Below are 16,017 nucleotides of genomic sequence, written 5' to 3' on the forward strand. Positions count from 1 at the left end.
CCGGCCGGTGTCTTATGCCCGAACCCTCGAGGCGAAGGAGACACCGATGAGCGAGAAGATCGACGTGGTTGTGGTCGGCGGCGGATACGCGGGTGTCATGGCCGCCAATCGGCTGACGCAGCGCGACGACGTGGCGGTGACGGTGATCAATCCGCGGGCGAAGTTCGTCGAGCGGATTCGGTTGCATCAGCTGGTGGGTGGGTCCGATGACGCGGTCGCCGAATACAGCGAGGTACTGGCGACGGGTGTGCGACTGATGGTCGATGCGGTGTCCGGGATCGACGCGGCCGGGCGCACCGTGGCGCTGGCGGGCGGCGACACGATCGGCTACGACTACCTGATCTACGCGGTGGGAAGCGGCAGTGCGGCACCTCGCGTGCCGGGCGCGGCCGAATTCGCCTATCCGATCGCGAGTTTGGAGGAAGCGCAGCGGCTGGCACCCGTGCTCGACGCCACGGCGGCGACGGCCACGGTGACGGTGGTCGGCGCGGGGCCGACCGGGATCGAGACGGCCGCCGAGCTGGCGGAGCAGGGTCGCGCCGTGACGCTGATCTGCGGCGATGCGCTCGGCCCGTACCTGCACGCGCGCGGTCGGCGCGCGGTCGCCAAGCGGCTGACCGCGCTCGGCGTGACGATCCTCGAAGGCCCCGAAGCGAAGGTCGTCGAGGTGACCGAGGATGCCGTGCGACTCAGCGGCGGTCATATCCTCCGCAGCGCGGTCACCATCTGGACCGCCGGCTTCGGTGTCCCCGATCTGGCGACCCGCAGCGGCTTACGCACCGACGCCGTCGGCCGCCTGCTCACCGACGAGACCTTGACCAGCGTCGACGACGAGCGGATCGTCGCGGCGGGCGATTCGGCGGCACCGTCGAACCTGCCGTTCCGGATGAGCTGCCAGGCGGCGGGCCCCTTGGGTGCGCACGCCGCCGACACAATCCTGCACCGGATCACCGACCAGCGCCCCGACCCGATCGACCTGGGCTTCGCGGGTCAGTGCATCAGCCTCGGCCGCCACGCGGGCGTCTTCCAGTTCGCCGACAAGGACGATGCCGCCAAGTGGTACCACCTCGGCGGCCGCCCCGGCGCGAAGCTGAAGGAGTTCGTGTGCGGCCACACCGTCAAGCAATTGGCCACCGAGGCGCGGAAGCCGGGCACGCATACCTGGGCCAAGGGTGACCAGCGTGCGCAGCTGCTGCGGGACCGGACCGCCACCGACGCGGCGCGATCCGCTGCGCCGATCGGGCACGGGTGATCACCCGGCCCAGAACTCTTCCACTGCCCGAACGAACTCGTCCGGGCGCTCGAGCGGAAGGAGATAGGCCGCCCCATCGATGACAGCCGCCGATCCCGACGGCAGAACAGCCGCGGACGCCCGCGCCTGCTCGGGAGTCCAGTCAGTATGGTCGCTGCCGGTGAGGAACAGCGTCGGCGCCTGAACCGCGGGCAGTGCCTGCGTGAGGTCGCGACGGCGCAGCGAGACCGAGACGATCGCGTTCGCCATCGCGTGCCGGTCCGCCGCGCCGAACTCCTCGCCCACCATCGCGACGGCCGCCGGATCGCTCGCCCACGTGCGCGGCGACAGCAGCACCTTGCTCAGGATGTCGACCAGGAACCGAGCCGGGCCGAGGACGCGGTAGAGCACGAGCAGCAGTCGCGTCCGCTGTCGCCCCTTCCACGTGTACGCGTGCACGGGCGTGCCCGCGGTGACGAGCGTACGAACGAGTTCGGGGTGCCCGGCGGCGACGAGGATGCCCACATGACCACCCCACGCGTTCCCGACCCAGTCCACGGGCACATCGACGCCGAGCCGGTCGAGCACCTGAACCGCGGCCTCGGCACATTCTCCTTGCGTGTACCGGCGGCCGCAGTCGCCGCTCGTCCCGTGCCCTGGACCCGTGACGATGACGAGCCGACGATCGCGGGCCAGCGCGGGCTCGACGCGCACCCAACTGCGACTGTCGACGAACAAGCTGTGCCAGAGGACGGCGGGCGGGAGCATGCCGTCCGGATCCGTGTCACGCACGGCCAGCGGGCCGACAGTTGTCTCGATGACCTGCTCGGACATCGCCGCCATCCCTTCGATTGACAGTGTCAACCTGAGACCAAGTATCGTCCGGTAGATTGACACTGTCAACCATGAGGGGAGGCGCTCTTTGTCAGCGAACGCGACGCTGCGCGACCGGCTCATCGCGACCGCCCTGGACCTGCTCCGGGACGAACCTCCGGAAACATTGAGCATCCGCAAGGTGGCACAAGCTCTGGGCACCAGCCACCAGGCCCCGTATGTGCACTTCGGCGACCGTCGTCGCTTCCTCGCCGCCGTAGCGGGCGCTGGACTCGCGGAAGCCGCGGCCGATGCCGAGACCGCTGTAGCCACCGCGGGGCCTGCCCCCGAGGACCGACTGCGCGCCCTCGTGCACGCCTACGTCGACTTCGTCGATACGCGGCCTCACGTGCACGCACTCGCATTCGGCCCGCTCGTCGCGATGAGTGACGATCCCGTCCTGCAAACCGCCGCGACCCGGTATTGGACCGTCCTGTCGACCACCGTCGCCGCCAACCAGCCCGCCGGGGTGGACAACGACGAAATAGCACGCAGGACGGCGATGATCTGGGGGACGGTGCACGGAATCGCCGGACTGGCCGCGGCGGGAAAGATCCCGAGCGGCGTCCCTGCCGATCGAATCACCCTGCTGGATAATGCCGTTCACGCGCTGCTGACGGGTTGGCGCATCGGGGAACCATAGCGAGGGCTCAATCTCGCTGGGCTCGGCCGAGGATTTCCTCGACGACATCACTCTTGGCGTTGGCATAGTGCTGCACGAACTTCCAATCGTGCTGAGCCAGCTCCCATTTGATCCGCTCGTAGTAGACCCGGTCCTCGTCATGAGTGCGAAGCCGGTCGCGGAAGGCGAGTATCCGCTCGATCTCGACGGCGCCTAATTCTGGCGAGAAGACGTGCAGGTTGACGCTCCATGGCGCACCGTCTTCTCTCCGCCGGATAAGGCAGCGATGTTGATACCAGTTCGGTTCCCGGATACGCAGTGTGTACCCGGCAGCCTCGAGAGCGGGAACGTAGGCGGCCTCATCAGCGGTGTCCGGGACGACCAACAGGATGTCGATGATCGGTTTCGCCGCGACCGGCCTCGAATCGCACGAGTTTCACCCCGCCACCGACGAGACCCTTCCGGGAGTGCCCGGTTCGGGTTCACTGGTCAGCTTGCTCGCCAGAGGGCTTGCACGTGCGGGTTCGAGTCCAGCAACTGCATGGTCGAACCTGCGGCGAGAACGCGGCCCTCGTGCAGAATCGCCATCCGGTCGGCGAAGCCGCCGGTGACCATTGCCCGCAACTCGTTGCTCACAACGAGCACGGCAGCACCAGAGGTCGCATAGGCACGTAACGACTTCCATACTTCGTGGGCGGTGCCCAGGTCGAGGGAATTGGTAGGCCCGTCTGCGATGAGAACCGACGGTGCGGGAATCAGCGCAGCAGCCAACGCGGCGCGTTGGATCTGCCCTCCGGAGTGTTGATGCGGGAACAGCTCCCGCGCGTCCATGGGGTAGTGCGCCGCGGCGCAGGCGCGTTCGACAGTCCACGCGCGATGGCGCATTTCCAGTGCGCGTAGCTGTGCCCCCACCGTCTTCCGAGGGTCGAAAGCACTGAGCCCTTCCTGGGGGACATAGCCGACGACGTGACCTTGCAGTTGCGGCCATCGATGCGCACTCACAATCTCGCCGCCGATCAGGATCTGCCCTCGATACTGCGCTGTGGCGGGCAATCGTCCCGAAAGAGCTGCCGCGACCATCGTCTTCCCAGACCCCGGACCACCGAGCAGGGCAGTGATCTTGCCTGCGGGCGCCGCCAGATCCACTGCAGTGAGCACTGCCTCACTCCATCGTCCGGTATCGACATGAACTGTGAGGCTTCGCAATTCAGCGCTCAAGGCGGTAGACCTCCTGGCGAGACACAAGGGGCGAGGTGCTGAAGCAGACTGTAGCCCTCGCCTGAGCCGGACCCGAGAGCTTCGATGCCGAGATCGAGGCGCACTGTCATGCCGCACAGCGCGCGCCCCCGCTACAGCTTGACGACACATCCGCTGGTCAGCGGGGGAAAGTGGGGCGGGTGGGGCTCGAACCCACGACCAGCGGATTATGAGTCCGCGGCTCTAACCGACTGAGCTACCGCCCCTGGTCGCGGGTGTCCGCGAACGAGTCGCATGGTACCCGGTGGGGTGCGATGTTGACCACTCGGCGAGCCAGGTGGCGGGGTTCGGCGGGGCGGGCGAGGATGGGCGTATGGCCGACATCTTCGTGCGGGTTCTCCGGGGGCATCAGTGGGTGTACGAGCACAGTGGTGGACTGGTGGGGCACCGGTTGCTGTTCGGGAACCCGACCTTGTTGTTGCGGACGGTGGGGCGCAAGACCGGGCAGGCGCGGACCTCGGCGTTGACCTACGCCAAGGACGGCGCGGACTTTCTGGTGACCGCGTCGAACGGCGGGTCGGCGCGGCCGCCGGGGTGGCTGGCGAATGTGAAGGCGCAGCCGGAGTGTGAGATCCAGGTGGGGACGCGCAAGATCGCGGTGACGGCGCGGGCGACCTACCCGGAGGATCCGGGCTATGCCCGGCGATGGGAGTTGGTGAACGCAGTCAACGGCGACCGGTACCGCGCCTATCAGACGAAGACGCGGCGACCGATCGCCGTAGTGGTCCTGCGACCGAAAACAGAGGCCGGCTAAGCCTTTTCGGCCTTCTGCTGACTCACGCGTGCCCGCTCCTCGCGGTCACGCCGCTCGATACCGCTCCCCGGGTTACTGGCCAGCTTGATCACCCCACCGACCAACAAGAGAACCCCGACTATCACCGCGATGACAATAATTCCCTGCACAGTATGAACTTATCGCGTATTCCGTTGCGGCGCAGCATGAGTTACAATCACGCGCCGATCGTCAACAGCGTACGGCCGAGGGCCGATCGTCTCTCGATGGCCGAGTGCGCCTGTTCTACCTGGTCGATCGGAAACGTCTGTCCGATAACAACTTCCAGCCTCCCCGCGACAACCTCCGCCTGCGCGCGGTCGGCGAGGGCCGACCAGTCGACCTCACCGGCGACGATATCGAACAGTCCGAGCACCGTGACACCGCGGGCGGCAGCAGCATCCGCGTCCACTGTCGCGAAATCACCTGCCGCGGAGCCATATCCGAGGAAGAGGCCTTTGTCGGCAGCAGCGGTCAGCGCTTGGCCGCCGATGGCCCCGCCCGTGCCGTCGAAGACGACGTGGGCTCCCCCGCCCGTGATCTCGCGGACCCGCTGCTCCCAGTCGCCGGTCGAGTAGTCGACGACAGCGGTTGCGCCGAGTCGTTCCGCGAGAGCGAGTTTGCCGCCTCCCCGCGCCGCCGCTACCACCTTGGCGCCCGCCGCTACCGACAGCTGGATGAGCAGGGTGCCGAGCCCGCCCGCCGCCGCGGTGATCAGAACCCACGAATCCTGTTGGACGGCAGCGCGATCGAATACGGCCAGCGCGGTGCGACCGTCGTGGGCGAGCGCGACGGCCTGCTGGGTGCTCAGCCCATCGGCGATCTCGATCAGCGTCTCGGCCTTGGCGAGCGACTTCTCGGCATAGCCGCCGGTCGGCACACCGCCGCCGATACCGCTGGCGGCGGTCTGGGTGACCACCCGCTTGCCGAGCCAGCCGGGATCGACCTCGGCACCCACCGCGGAGACGACACCGCCGATCGCGCCGCCGGGCACATACGGCGGGCTCAGCGGGAAGAAGTCCTGGCCCCAGCCACTGCGCAGCCGGGTGTCGAGGAACATCACGTCGGCGACTTCGACATCGACGACCACCTCGGCCGGACCCGGTTGCGGCGCAGGGAGTTCCCGCACCTCGAGCACTTCGGGACCACCGAATTCCTTGACCTGCACTGCACGCATCGCGACTCCTTCGTGGTGTTCACGGGACGCGTCCAGCATGGAACCTCGAGTGAAGTTCAGGTCAAGGGTGCTGCGGCGTGGATCACACGATCACGAGCCGCCACCGCAACCGCTGCCACCACCGCAGCTGCTGCTCGACCCACCACCACAACTGCTGCTCGACCCACCCCCGCAGCTACTGCTACTCGATGAGCCGCCACCGCAACCGCTGTTGCTGCCGCCGGCGCAGCTGCTGGTCGAACCCCCTCCGCAGCTCGATCCGTGACCATGCGGCCCCGGCGACCCGTCGAACAGCCCGAAACTGCCCGCCGACCCGGCCAGCCAGCTCTGATCCACGTACCCCTGGTGAGTGCGGGGCGGGCTGAGCTTGCGGACCAGCACCACGATGGCCGTGACCAGCACCGCGACACCGATCACCAGAAACGCGAGCACGATCAACAGCATCGAAACCATGTCTGCAGGCTATCCGCCCCGGCCGCCCCGAGCAGCACCTACGGGCGACCACGCAGGGGGCTTACAGTGAATTCGTGGCGCTTTCGTTCCTTCGACGCGGTCCGCGACCGATCGACCTCACCACGGTCGATCGCGCGGTCGCCGACCTGCACTTCCCTGACGCGATCTTCAAGACCTGCCCCTGGCAGCCACGCGACCTGGTGGAATCCGGTCTGCGCCAATGGTTGCGCTGTTGCGGCGCGGCGATGCGCGACGACCAGGTGATCGGCATGCCCTCGCACGCGGTCGACGAGGCCTGGCACGGGTTCATCCTGTGCACCCAGCTGTACGCGAAGTTCTGCACCGAGGCCTACGGCCGCTTCCTGCATCACTTCCCCGACGGCGCGGGCGACAGTGCACCCGACCACGGGTCGATGATCGAACAGCTGGGCCGCACCGTGGTGGCCTGGTCGCTGGTGGCGCGACCGGACGAAGAATGCGTGCTGTGGGACCTCGACCGGCAGGTCGGGGTCGAGAAGCCGTGGGGCGTGGACGCCCGGCACGTCGCCGCCGTGGAGGAGCAACTGCGCCGGGCGTGATCGCCTAGACCAGCTTCATCCGGCGAGCCGCGAACCGCACCGCGCCGGGCGCGATCCGGTTGATCCGGTACTGCACCCACGATTCCGGCGTCACCGGCACGATCTCACGGCCGCTGCGCACCGCCTTCACGATCTGCGCCGCGACCTTGTCGGGGGTGTAGCCGCGCCGCTCGTAGAGCTTGTCGAACTTGCGCTGGGTGGCGGCTTCCTCCTCGGCGGAGACACCCGAAATACGGGTGTTGGCAACGATGTTCGTGTGCACGATGCCGGGGCACACGGTCGACACCGCGACACCGCGATCGGCCAGTTCGGCACGCAGGCAATCGGAGAACATGAACACCGCCGACTTGCTCGTGGCATAGGCGGCCATGTCCCGCTGCGGGCTGTAGGCGGCCATGCTGGACAGGTTCACGATGTGCCCGCCGAGGCCGCGTTCGGCCATGGCGGCGCCGAAGGCACGGCAGCCGTTCACCACGCCGCCGAGGTTGATCCGCAGCACCCGGTCGAACTCCTCGGACGGGGTGTCGAGGAAGCTGCCCGCCTGGCCGACGCCGGCGTTGTTGATCAGGATGTCGGGCACGCCGTGCACGGCGATCACCTCGGCAGCGTGCTCACGCACCGCGTCCTCGTCCGACACGTCGAGCGAATAGGCGTGCGCGACACCATCTTCGGCGACGATGAGCTCGGCGGTCTCCTTGGCCGCGTTCGCGTTGACGTCGGAGATCACCACCTCGGCGCCGAGCCGGGCGAAGGCCAGCGCGGTCTCGCGGCCGATGCCGCTGCCGCCGCCGGTGATCACGACCAGCTTGTCGCCGAATTCCTTCCGGCCGCGACCGACCTCGGCGCGCGCCAGACCGCGGGGCACCTCGCCGCCGCCGAGCGCGTCGATCAGTTCGGTGGTCGCGGTGGCCAGCAGTTCCGGATGCGAGAACGGCATCCAGTGCCCGGCGGGTACGTCACGGCGCCACAGCCGCGCGGTCCACTTGTGGGAATCGTCGTAGCCGGCGGGGCGCACGGCCACGTCGCGTCCGGCGACGATCAGCTGCACCGGCACCTCGGTGCGGCGCTCGCGCGGCGACAGCATGCGCTGGGCGATATTCGCGCGGTAGATGAGCAGCCCGTCGACCATGTCACGCCGGAACGTGGGCCCGAGCACGACATTGGCGGGCGAAGTGTCGTTCATGACGGCGACGGCACGCTGCCACACCTTCTCGGTGCCGATGGCGTTGAAGGTGGCGCGCGGCAGCACCGGGGTCATGAAGAACGCGGTGTAGGCCGAGGACAGCGCCTGGGTCACCGGCTGCCAGATATTGCGCGGGGTCGGCCGGGAGAGCCGATCGCGCGTCCAGGCGGCCAGGTGATCGAGGTTCGGGCCGGACACCGAGGTGAACGAGGCGATCCGTTCGGTGGCCTGCGGCTCGCACACGGCCTCCCACACCTGCACCGAACCCCAGTCGTGGGCGAGCACGTGGACGGGACGGTCGGGGCTCACCGCGTCGATGACCGCGTAGAAGTCGCGCGAGAGTTCCTCGAGCCGGAAGTCGGCGGTGCGCTGGGTGCGGGTGGACTCGCCGTGGCCGCGGGTGTCGTAGGCAACGACGTGGAAGCGTTCGGCGAGGCGCGGAATCACCTTGTCCCACAGGTGATGGGTGTCGGGCCAGCCGTGCACGAGCACGATCGTGTCGGCCGCGGCGTCACCGTATTCGAACACGGCGAGCTCGAAATCGCCGTTGCGGACGGTGCGCCGGTTCGCGACCGGCGTGGTGTCGGCAGTCATATCGCTTCGGACTCCTTGTCCTGGAATCGAACTCACAGGTCGAGCACCAATCGCTCACCGTGCGAACGGGATACGCAGGCGAGCATCTCGCCCGCGGCGTGGTCGTCATCGGAGAGGGTGTTTTCCCGATGGTCGGGTGTGCCTGCCAGCACTCGCACCACGCAGGTGCGGCAGAAGCCCTGCCTGCACGAGTAGGGCTGGTCGGGGCGGGTGTCGAGGATGGCGTCGAGCGCACTGCGATCGGCGGGCACCTCGATTACCGCGCCGGTGGAGGCGAATTCGATCTCGAACGCGGTGCCGTCGACGATCGGCGGCGGCGAGAACCGTTCGAAATGCAGTTCCACGTCGGGCATGGCGCGCACCGCGGCGACGATCGCCGAGGTCATCGGGGTCGGGCCGCACGAGTACACGGCGGTGCCCGCGCCGACGCCGGGCAGCAGGGCCGCCGCGTCGGGCAGGCCGTGCTCGTCGTCGGTGCGCACGGTCACGTGCTCGCCGAAGCTCTCCAGCTCGGCCAGGAACGGGATGGTGTCGCGGGAGCGGCCGGTGTAGACCATCGTCCACGGCACCCCGAGCCGGTGCGCGAGCCGCGCCATCGGCAGGATCGGGGTGATCCCGATGCCGCCTGCGACGAAATGCAGCCGCTGCGCGGGCGAGCCGTGGCCCGGCACCGCGAACGGGAAGGCGTTGCGCGGGCCGCGGACGATGAACCGGCTGCCGACCGGCAGTTCGTCGTGCACCTCGAGCGAGCCGCCGCCGCCCTCGGGGATGCGGCGCACCGCGATCCGGTAGGCGTGCGCGTCGGCGGGGTCACCGCACAGCGAGTACTGGCGCAGCCGGCCCGAGGGGAGCTCCAGATCCAGGTGCGCGCCGGGCCGCCACGCGGGCAGTTCCCGGCCGTCGGGCGACTCCAGGCGCAGACTCACCACGTCCTGGTCGTGCGCGACGACCCGGCGCTCGGTGACGACCACCGGGAACCGGCGATCGTCGACGCGCGGGCGCAGATCGCGGCGATTGACCAGGCCACTCCACCGCAACCTGGCCGTCGCGATCGCGTGCAGCACCCTGGTGCCGGGATCGTGCCGGTGCTTGCCGTAGAGGTCGCCAGGCAGTGCCTGGGGTATGTCGCGCACGGTCACGAAGCGGCCGCCCGCGCGGCAGGCGACTGCGCGAGATAGGCGACGGCCTGCGCGGTCGACCCGACATTCTCCGGGCTGTAGCCGGGCTGGAAGGTCGACAGCGCGCTGATCAGCAGCGACGGGATGCCGGGGAGCGCACCGCGCCACATCGCGGCCAGGACCGCGGCGATGACCCGCAGATAGCCGTGATCGGGCAGCTTCGGATCCTGCTGCACCAGGAACTTCGCGCCACGCACCACCAGGGCGATGAAGATCGGGAACACCAGCACCATCGAGGCGCAGCGGCGCACGTAGCCGACGCCGAAGTACTCGGCGACATCGTGGGCGACGTTGCGGTGCTCGACTTCCTCCGCCCCGTGCCAGCGGAACAGGTCGGCCATGCGCGGGTCGGCGCCGAACTTCTCCAGGTCGGCGTTGATCACCCAGTCGCCGAGCCAGGCGAAGAAGTGCTCGAGGCAGGCGATGAACGCGAGCCGTTCGACCAGCATCTGCCGTCCGGCGCGGTCGTCGCCGCCGCGGGGGCCCAGCGTCTTGCGGAACAGAAATTCCATCTGCCGCACATAGGGGCCCGCGTCGACGCCGTTGGCGGTGAGCACGTCGTTCAGGACCTTCTCGTGAGTCTCCGCGTGCATCGATTCCTGCCCGATGAAACCGAGCATGTCCTCGCGCAGCTTCTCGTCCTTCACGTAGGCCAGTGCCTCGCGATAGGTCACGATGAACATGCGCTCACCCTCGGGCAGCAGCATGTTCAGCGCGCTGATCAGGTGTGACGCGTACGGTTCGGCCGACATCCACTGCAGGTCGACGCCCGCCCAGTCGAATGTCACATTGCGAGCGTGCAGAGCGACCTTGCCGGGATCTACCTCCGGTCGCCGTGCTGCCCGGCGAAGTAGCTTCATCGGTACTCCTCGTCCTACCGCGCGTTACTCCTTCGAGTGCCGGGCGCGACGGTGCGCCGGTCGTGCGGTAGGGACAATGATACATGTACGTAGTAATTGAGGTAACACCTAATTTCGTGGCGTTTTGCCGATATCAGGCCACGAGAAGCGCCGCGCAGACGACGTCCGGCGACGGATCCGGTGCAGCGAAACACCCGGATCCCAGGTCCCGTCGCGTCCGCGTGTCAGCGGGTAGCAAGCGAAGCCGATGACGGCGGCGCTCGCGTGCCCGATATCGGTGAAGGTCCGGCTCAGCAGGATCGGCGGAATCACCACCGCGAACACACCGAGGACGTACCACCAGCGCCACGGCCGCACCAGCCGATAGGCCAGCACGGCGGCGACGCCGGCCAGCGCGTAGCTGACGCCGACGTCGAGGGTATACATCGCCCGGTGCGGCGCGTCGTCGTTGCGGATCGCCCACAGCAGCACACCCTCGCTGAGATAGGTGGCGCCCACGTGCGCGAGCACGGCCACCACCAGCCACCGCCACGTGCCGAGCCACCGCTCGGCATTGGCGTGAAAGATCGTGAACAGCACCGCGTAACCGAACCAGCCGCCGCCGTCGGTCCAGAACGCGCTGCCGATCAGCACCCGGAGGGGGTCCTCGCCGAGGTGGTACAGGTTGGTCGACCGATGCCCGAGCCAGGCCCTGGCCTCCTCGGGTGTGAGCCGGTGGATGATGACGGTCGTCACCGCCAGCGCGGCCAGCCACAGATACGTGCCAGGCGCGCTGCGCAGCCACCGCCAGATCCCGGCCGCCACCGCGCCTGCTCGTGCCCGCCCGCTGCCCGATGCGCTCACCTTCGCCAGTGTGCCGGACTCCGCTGCTGTTTCCGCGTACGAAGCCCGGGTAGTCGGCAAACAGAAACCCCGATCGAGACGCGGAGGTGTAGCTATGCCGCAGCAAGCATGGAGTAACAAGCGCGAACGGCAGTACAAGCACATCAAGGATTCGCAGAAGGAGCGCGGCGTCGGCGAGGACAGGGCCGAGGAGATCGCGGCGCGCACGGTCAACAAGTCGCGGGCGCAATCCGGTGAGGCCGAGCGGTCGAGCAAGCTCTCCCGCACCGATACCTCGCCGCAGCGTCGTGGCGGCCAGCGAGCCCATCGCAAGGGTCCGCGCGGTCTGACCCGTGACCAGCTCTACGAGGAAGCGCGCCGCCGCAATATCGACGGTCGCTCGAAAATGAACAAGCAGGAACTGGCCCACGCCCTCGGTCGCGACTGACGACCTGCGAAAGGTTCGCCATGCAGATCGGATTCAAACTGGCCGCCGAGGCGTTCGGCCCGAACGAGCTGGTGCGCCAAGCGGTTCGGGCCGAGGCCGCCGGCTTCGACTTCGTCGAGATGAGCGACCATTTCCACCCGTGGCTCGACAACCAGGGCCATTCACCCTTCGTCTGGACGGTGCTCGGCACCATGGCGGCCCGCACCGAGCGGATCGGCCTGGCCACCGGCGTGACCTGCCCGATCATCCGCTACCACCCCGCGATCGTCGCGCAGGCCGCCGCGACCACGGCGCTGGTCTCGGACGGGCGATTCACCCTGGGTATCGGTTCCGGCGAACGCCTCAACGAGCACATCGTCGGCCGGGAGTTCCCGCCGATCCTGGTGCGGCAGCGGATGTTACGGGAGGCGCTCGAGATCATCCGGCTGCTCTGGCAGGGCGGGTATCGCAGCTACGACGGCCGGTATCTGTCGCTGTCGGACGCGCGGGTGTTCGACCTGCCCGACACCCTGCCCGAGATCGCCGTGGCGGCGGGTGGTCCCGACGCCGCGGCCATCGCCGCCGAACTCGGTGACGGCCTGTTCGCCACCGAGCCGAAAGCCGATCTCGTGCAGGCATATCGGCGGGCAGGCGGCTCGGGACCGCGGTACGCGGAAGTCGGCGTCGCCTTCGCCGAGAACGAACGCGACGCCGCCGCGGCCGCGCTGTCGACCAACCGCTGGTCGGTCGGCGGCTGGAAGGTGCTCAGCGAGCTGCCCAACCCGGCGAACTTCGCCGCGGCGACGACCACCGTCCGCGAGGACGACATGCTCGAATCCTTCGTCTGCGGCAGCGATCCCAAGCGTTACGTCGAGGCGGTGCGGGAGTACACCGACGCGGGCTTCGACCGTGTGGTCCTGATGAACGCGGGCCCGGACATGGACGCGTTCCTCGATTTCTATGCGGGCGAACTCGATTCGCTGCTGCGCGCGACCGGCTGACATCGGCGAAAGGCAGGTGAGCACGGTGATCCGTGTCGGCACCTCCGGCTGGCAGTACCGCGACTGGCGTGGCGTGCTGTATCCGGACGGTCTGCCGATGCGGCGCTGGCTCGAGCACTACGCCGACGCGTTCGCCACGGTCGAATCCAACAACGCGTTCTACCGGCTGCCGAGCCGGGAGACCTTCGCCGCGTGGCGGGAGCGGACACCGGCGGACTTCCTGGTCGCGGTGAAGGCAAGCCGGTTCCTCACCCACATCAAGCGCCTGCGCGAACCCGAGGAACCGGTGCAGCGCCTGCTCGACCGGGCCGAAGGCCTCGGTAAGCAACTCGGCCCGATCCTGCTGCAACTACCGCCGACCCTGCGCGCGGATGTCACGCTGCTCGACGACTGCCTGCGCTGCTTCCCCGCGTCGGTGCGGGTCGCGGTGGAACCCCGGCACGAATCGTGGTGGACCGATGACATCCGCGCGGTGCTGGAAGCCAGGCGCGCCGCACTGGCCTGGGCCGATCGCGACTCCCGCCCGATCACCCCGCTCTGGCGCACCGCCGACTGGGCCTACCTGCGCCTGCACGCGGGCCGCGCGCACCCGGCGCCGCACTACGGCCGCCACGCGCTGGACAGCTGGGTGCACCGGCTGCTCGACGCCTGGCCCGACACCGCCGACATCCATGTCTACTTCAACAACGATCCCGGTGGCGCGGCCGTGCGCGACGCGATCACCTTCGCCCACCTCGCGGACGGGGCAGGCGCGCGCGTCACCCGCGTGCCCGGGTCCGCACAGGCCCCGGGCACGGCGGACATCGGGATCACCAGCCCGGATCGACGTCCATCGGCACGTTGATCCAGCTCGGGCGGGCCGGGTCCAGCTCGAGGTGCTGGGTCCGCAGGCCGCTCTCGTTCAGCAACGGCCGCAGCGGGATTCCGCTGGGGAAGTTGCTCGCGAACACGTCGACGCGCAGACGATGACCCGGCAGCAGGACGCCGTCGGTGGCGCGGATGCCGATGTCGATCGTGGTCGGTTCGCCCGGCACGACCGGCTGGCGGGTAGCCAGGGTGAGAATCGGGTACGGGTCGGTGTAGTCGCCGTTGGGTGAGCGCGTCGACTTGCCGTCGTCGACCGCGCGCAGCGAGGCCACCAGCTGACCCTGCGACCACACCGTCGAACGACCGTCGGGCGCGACGTCGTTCACCGTCACCGTCCAGTAGCCGTCGGTCGCGTCGAGCACCGTGTTCAGGTGTGCCGCGATCGAGCCCGAGATGCGGGTCGGCTGGGTCACCGGCGCGGTGGTGAACGTCAGCGCCGCGCCTTCACTGATCCTGGCGTCCTTGGCACAGACGTCGGGCAGCGGAATCAGACCGGCCGTGCCCTGCGCGGCATCGCGCGAGCAGATGGTGGTCAAGCTCGGGTCGACCGAAACCCGCTGGGCGGCACCGGGTGCGGAAACCAGGCTGCCGTCGTGCCTGCTGCCGGGCGCGGTCCCCGAGGACGCGCCGTCGAGGTACAGCCGCCGGTGCTGCATGCCCGGCCGCGGGAACGCGACGTCGGTGGTCCACTGCTCGCTGCCCTGCTGCCACAGGGTGACCGGCTCGTAGCGATCGATGCCGTTGTCGATGCCCTTGAGCCACTTGTCGAACCAGGCGCGCTGCAGCGATTCCAGCGGCGCGGGCGCACCGGCCTGACCAAGCCCCGAGCTCACGGTCACGTGGTAGACGTTGCCCATGACGAGCTTCTTCTGCTCGGCGGGCACATCGACGGCGTTGTAGATGCGCGGGGTCGAGTAGGTGAAGATGTCGTGCCAGCCGCCGTAGAGGAAGGTCGGCACCCGCACCTGTTCCGGCGCACCGACCCAGGCCGTCCGCAGCGGGCTCTGATCGTCGAGGATCGCGGCCATCTCCGGCGGGATCTGGTCCACGCTCGGGGTGGTCAGCGCGGCGATGAGCACATTGAAGAAGGTGAACGGGTCACGCACCCGGTCGGCCAGCCAGGTCCAGTCGAACTTGCCGGTCAGGATCGAGACCAGGTCCGGCAGCAGTTTGGAGCCGTCGACGGCGAGCAGCCAGGCCGGGATGAAGCCGATGCCGAGCGCGCCACCGGGGGCGGCGACATCACGGATCAGGTCGCTGCCAGGCACGATCGGGAAGATCGCCTTGAGCGCCTCGGGTTGACGCTGCGCGGTGTGCAGCTGGTTGATCCCCGAGTAGGAGATGCCGCTCATCCCGATCTTGCCGTCGGACCAGCGCTGCTTGGCGGCCCAGTCGACGACCTCGACGCCGTCGAGCTGTTCGCGTTCGCCGAACACCTGCCAGGTGCCCTGCGAGAAACCGGTGCCGCGCACGTCGACGACGACCTGGGTGTAGCCGCCGCGGATCAGGTTCCGGTCGACACCGAAGGTACGCGCGGCGCCGCCGGGCAGCGCCTTCATCATGTCGCTGAGGCTGCTGAAGCCGAACGGCGTGAAGTCGAGGTTCTGCAGCACCGGCATCAGCAGGTCGGACAGGCCGGGCACCGCGAGCGTCGAGTCGGCGATATTGGACACGAGCTTCGTGTACGGCGTCATGTTGACGATCGTCGGCGTCGGCTCGGCGATCGACTGACCGTCGGCGCCCGCCGGGTGATAGACGTTGGCTTTCAATACCGTTCCGTCACTCATGGTGATCGGCACGTCCCATTCGATGAAGACGTTCGGGTATTGCTGCGGCCCGTTGTGGGTGGCGACGAATTGCGCGTCCAGCCCGTCGGTGGCAGGCAACGCCTGGCCCACCGGCGCCGACGCGACCGCCCCCGCGACCACGACGACAGATGCGACCAGCGCGGCCAGTCGCCCTCGATGTTTGATCATGCTTCGGTCTCAGCCCTCCACCATCGGGAACCACGACGTTCCCGTACCGGAAAGTAACGTAGCCTGCGTCACGTTCGATCGCAAGAACATGTTCCCGGCCCTCCTTCTGTACCGACCAGCCGCCGCGCCGACCCGATCGGGCCACC

16 protein-coding genes, 1 tRNA gene and 1 pseudogene are annotated in these 16,017 nt (G+C 68.6%); 7 read left to right on the plus strand and 11 right to left on the minus strand.

Going from position 1 to position 16,017, the window contains the following annotated elements; translation table 11 throughout:
* Positions 1 to 46 precede the first annotated feature (46 nt).
* Positions 47 to 1,252, plus strand: a complete 1,206-nt coding sequence (locus tag ACWF82_RS19895) for an NAD(P)/FAD-dependent oxidoreductase (RefSeq protein WP_452503123.1) — start codon at positions 47 to 49, stop codon at positions 1,250 to 1,252.
* Here the strand turns inward: ACWF82_RS19895 and ACWF82_RS19900 are convergent, their stop codons facing one another.
* Complete coding sequence (locus tag ACWF82_RS19900; RefSeq protein ID WP_452503125.1) at positions 1,253 to 2,065, minus strand: alpha/beta fold hydrolase; 813 nt, start codon at positions 2,063 to 2,065, stop codon at positions 1,253 to 1,255.
* An 88-nt stretch (positions 2,066 to 2,153) separates the two neighbouring features.
* Between ACWF82_RS19900 and ACWF82_RS19905 the strand changes: the two genes are divergently transcribed.
* Positions 2,154 to 2,747 carry a TetR/AcrR family transcriptional regulator gene (locus ACWF82_RS19905; RefSeq protein WP_452503127.1) on the plus strand — a complete coding sequence of 198 codons (594 nt, stop codon included), beginning with the start codon at positions 2,154 to 2,156 and terminating at the stop codon, positions 2,745 to 2,747.
* A 7-nt stretch (positions 2,748 to 2,754) separates the two neighbouring features.
* Here ACWF82_RS19905 and ACWF82_RS19910 read toward each other — a convergent pair.
* From ACWF82_RS19910 to ACWF82_RS19920, 3 genes and pseudogenes are all read right to left on the minus strand, one after another.
* Positions 2,755 to 3,129: pseudogene (locus ACWF82_RS19910) on the minus strand (GrpB family protein); the annotation flags it as partial.
* A gap of 86 nt (positions 3,130 to 3,215) precedes the next feature.
* Positions 3,216 to 3,884: an ATP-binding cassette domain-containing protein gene (locus ACWF82_RS19915; RefSeq protein WP_452503129.1), complete on the minus strand. Its 669-nt coding sequence runs from the start codon at positions 3,882 to 3,884 to the stop codon at positions 3,216 to 3,218.
* Between the two features lie 231 nt (positions 3,885 to 4,115).
* A tRNA-Ile gene (locus ACWF82_RS19920) sits at positions 4,116 to 4,189 on the minus strand.
* A gap of 107 nt (positions 4,190 to 4,296) precedes the next feature.
* On the opposite strand from ACWF82_RS19920, the gene ACWF82_RS19925 reads away from it, so the two are divergent.
* The gene (locus tag ACWF82_RS19925) at positions 4,297 to 4,737 is read left to right on the plus strand and encodes a nitroreductase family deazaflavin-dependent oxidoreductase (RefSeq protein WP_452503131.1); all 441 of its coding nucleotides are present in this window, start codon (positions 4,297 to 4,299) and stop codon (positions 4,735 to 4,737) included.
* Positions 4,738 to 4,933: 196 nt separating this feature from the next.
* On the opposite strand, the gene ACWF82_RS19930 is transcribed toward ACWF82_RS19925, so the two are convergent.
* Both ACWF82_RS19930 and ACWF82_RS19935 read right to left on the minus strand, forming a co-directional pair.
* Positions 4,934 to 5,932, minus strand: coding sequence for a zinc-binding dehydrogenase (locus ACWF82_RS19930; RefSeq protein ID WP_452503133.1), 999 nt, complete (start codon positions 5,930 to 5,932; stop codon positions 4,934 to 4,936).
* A 90-nt stretch (positions 5,933 to 6,022) separates the two neighbouring features.
* Entirely contained in the window at positions 6,023 to 6,385 is a 363-nt protein-coding gene (locus ACWF82_RS19935) for a hypothetical protein (RefSeq protein ID WP_452503135.1), read from the minus strand.
* Positions 6,386 to 6,459: 74 nt separating this feature from the next.
* Here ACWF82_RS19935 and ACWF82_RS19940 point away from each other — a divergent pair, with 74 nt between their 5' ends.
* A complete protein-coding gene (locus ACWF82_RS19940) occupies positions 6,460 to 6,963 on the plus strand; it encodes a hypothetical protein (RefSeq protein ID WP_452503137.1) in 504 nt (167 codons plus the stop codon).
* Positions 6,964 to 6,967: 4 nt separating this feature from the next.
* Here ACWF82_RS19940 and ACWF82_RS19945 read toward each other — a convergent pair whose 3' ends face one another.
* The 4 genes from ACWF82_RS19945 to ACWF82_RS19960 all read right to left on the minus strand — a co-directional run bounded on the left by ACWF82_RS19945 (position 6,968) and on the right by ACWF82_RS19960 (position 11,621).
* On the minus strand, positions 6,968 to 8,740 hold the full coding sequence (locus ACWF82_RS19945) for an SDR family oxidoreductase (protein ID WP_452503139.1): 1,773 nt from the start codon (positions 8,738 to 8,740) through the stop codon (positions 6,968 to 6,970).
* A gap of 32 nt (positions 8,741 to 8,772) precedes the next feature.
* Positions 8,773 to 9,879 carry a PDR/VanB family oxidoreductase gene (locus ACWF82_RS19950; RefSeq protein ID WP_452503141.1) on the minus strand — a complete coding sequence of 369 codons (1,107 nt, stop codon included), beginning with the start codon at positions 9,877 to 9,879 and terminating at the stop codon, positions 8,773 to 8,775.
* A complete protein-coding gene (locus ACWF82_RS19955; RefSeq protein WP_452503143.1) occupies positions 9,876 to 10,778 on the minus strand; it encodes a metal-dependent hydrolase in 903 nt (300 codons plus the stop codon). Before ACWF82_RS19955 ends, ACWF82_RS19950 begins: the two co-directional genes overlap by 4 nt.
* 108 nt (positions 10,779 to 10,886) lie before the next feature.
* Entirely contained in the window at positions 10,887 to 11,621 is a 735-nt protein-coding gene (locus tag ACWF82_RS19960; protein WP_452503145.1) for a rhomboid-like protein, read from the minus strand.
* A gap of 94 nt (positions 11,622 to 11,715) precedes the next feature.
* On the opposite strand from ACWF82_RS19960, the gene ACWF82_RS19965 reads away from it, so the two are divergent.
* From ACWF82_RS19965 to ACWF82_RS19975, 3 genes are read left to right on the plus strand one after another with little or no spacing between them, the layout of a single operon-like run.
* Positions 11,716 to 12,048, plus strand: a complete 333-nt coding sequence (locus tag ACWF82_RS19965; RefSeq protein ID WP_452503147.1) for a plasmid stabilization protein — start codon at positions 11,716 to 11,718, stop codon at positions 12,046 to 12,048.
* A 20-nt stretch (positions 12,049 to 12,068) separates the two neighbouring features.
* The gene (locus tag ACWF82_RS19970) at positions 12,069 to 13,028 is read left to right on the plus strand and encodes a TIGR03557 family F420-dependent LLM class oxidoreductase (protein WP_452503149.1); all 960 of its coding nucleotides are present in this window, start codon (positions 12,069 to 12,071) and stop codon (positions 13,026 to 13,028) included.
* Between the two features lie 25 nt (positions 13,029 to 13,053).
* On the plus strand, positions 13,054 to 13,872 hold the full coding sequence (locus tag ACWF82_RS19975) for a DUF72 domain-containing protein (protein WP_452503296.1): 819 nt from the start codon (positions 13,054 to 13,056) through the stop codon (positions 13,870 to 13,872).
* Here ACWF82_RS19975 and ACWF82_RS19980 read toward each other — a convergent pair.
* Positions 13,838 to 15,871: a CocE/NonD family hydrolase gene (locus ACWF82_RS19980; RefSeq protein WP_452503150.1), complete on the minus strand. Its 2,034-nt coding sequence runs from the start codon at positions 15,869 to 15,871 to the stop codon at positions 13,838 to 13,840. The genes ACWF82_RS19975 and ACWF82_RS19980 overlap by 35 nt on opposite strands.
* Between the last annotated feature and the right edge of the window lie 146 nt (positions 15,872 to 16,017).

The organism is Nocardia sp. NPDC055053 (assembly GCF_053608285.1).

Coding starts and splice junctions, on each gene's coding strand:
- ACWF82_RS19945 (WP_452503139.1), bottom strand. CDS start 8,740: ATGACTGCCGACACCACGCCGGTCGCGAACCGGCGCACCGTCCGCAAC.
- ACWF82_RS19965 (WP_452503147.1), top strand. CDS start 11,716: ATGCCGCAGCAAGCATGGAGTAACAAGCGCGAACGGCAGTACAAGCAC.
- ACWF82_RS19970 (WP_452503149.1), top strand. CDS start 12,069: ATGCAGATCGGATTCAAACTGGCCGCCGAGGCGTTCGGCCCGAACGAG.
- ACWF82_RS19955 (WP_452503143.1), bottom strand. CDS start 10,778: ATGAAGCTACTTCGCCGGGCAGCACGGCGACCGGAGGTAGATCCCGGC.
- ACWF82_RS19895 (WP_452503123.1), top strand. CDS start 47: ATGAGCGAGAAGATCGACGTGGTTGTGGTCGGCGGCGGATACGCGGGT.
- ACWF82_RS19925 (WP_452503131.1), top strand. CDS start 4,297: ATGGCCGACATCTTCGTGCGGGTTCTCCGGGGGCATCAGTGGGTGTAC.
- ACWF82_RS19980 (WP_452503150.1), bottom strand. CDS start 15,871: ATGATCAAACATCGAGGGCGACTGGCCGCGCTGGTCGCATCTGTCGTC.
- ACWF82_RS19930 (WP_452503133.1), bottom strand. CDS start 5,932: ATGCGTGCAGTGCAGGTCAAGGAATTCGGTGGTCCCGAAGTGCTCGAG.
- ACWF82_RS19900 (WP_452503125.1), bottom strand. CDS start 2,065: ATGTCCGAGCAGGTCATCGAGACAACTGTCGGCCCGCTGGCCGTGCGT.
- ACWF82_RS19935 (WP_452503135.1), bottom strand. CDS start 6,385: ATGGTTTCGATGCTGTTGATCGTGCTCGCGTTTCTGGTGATCGGTGTC.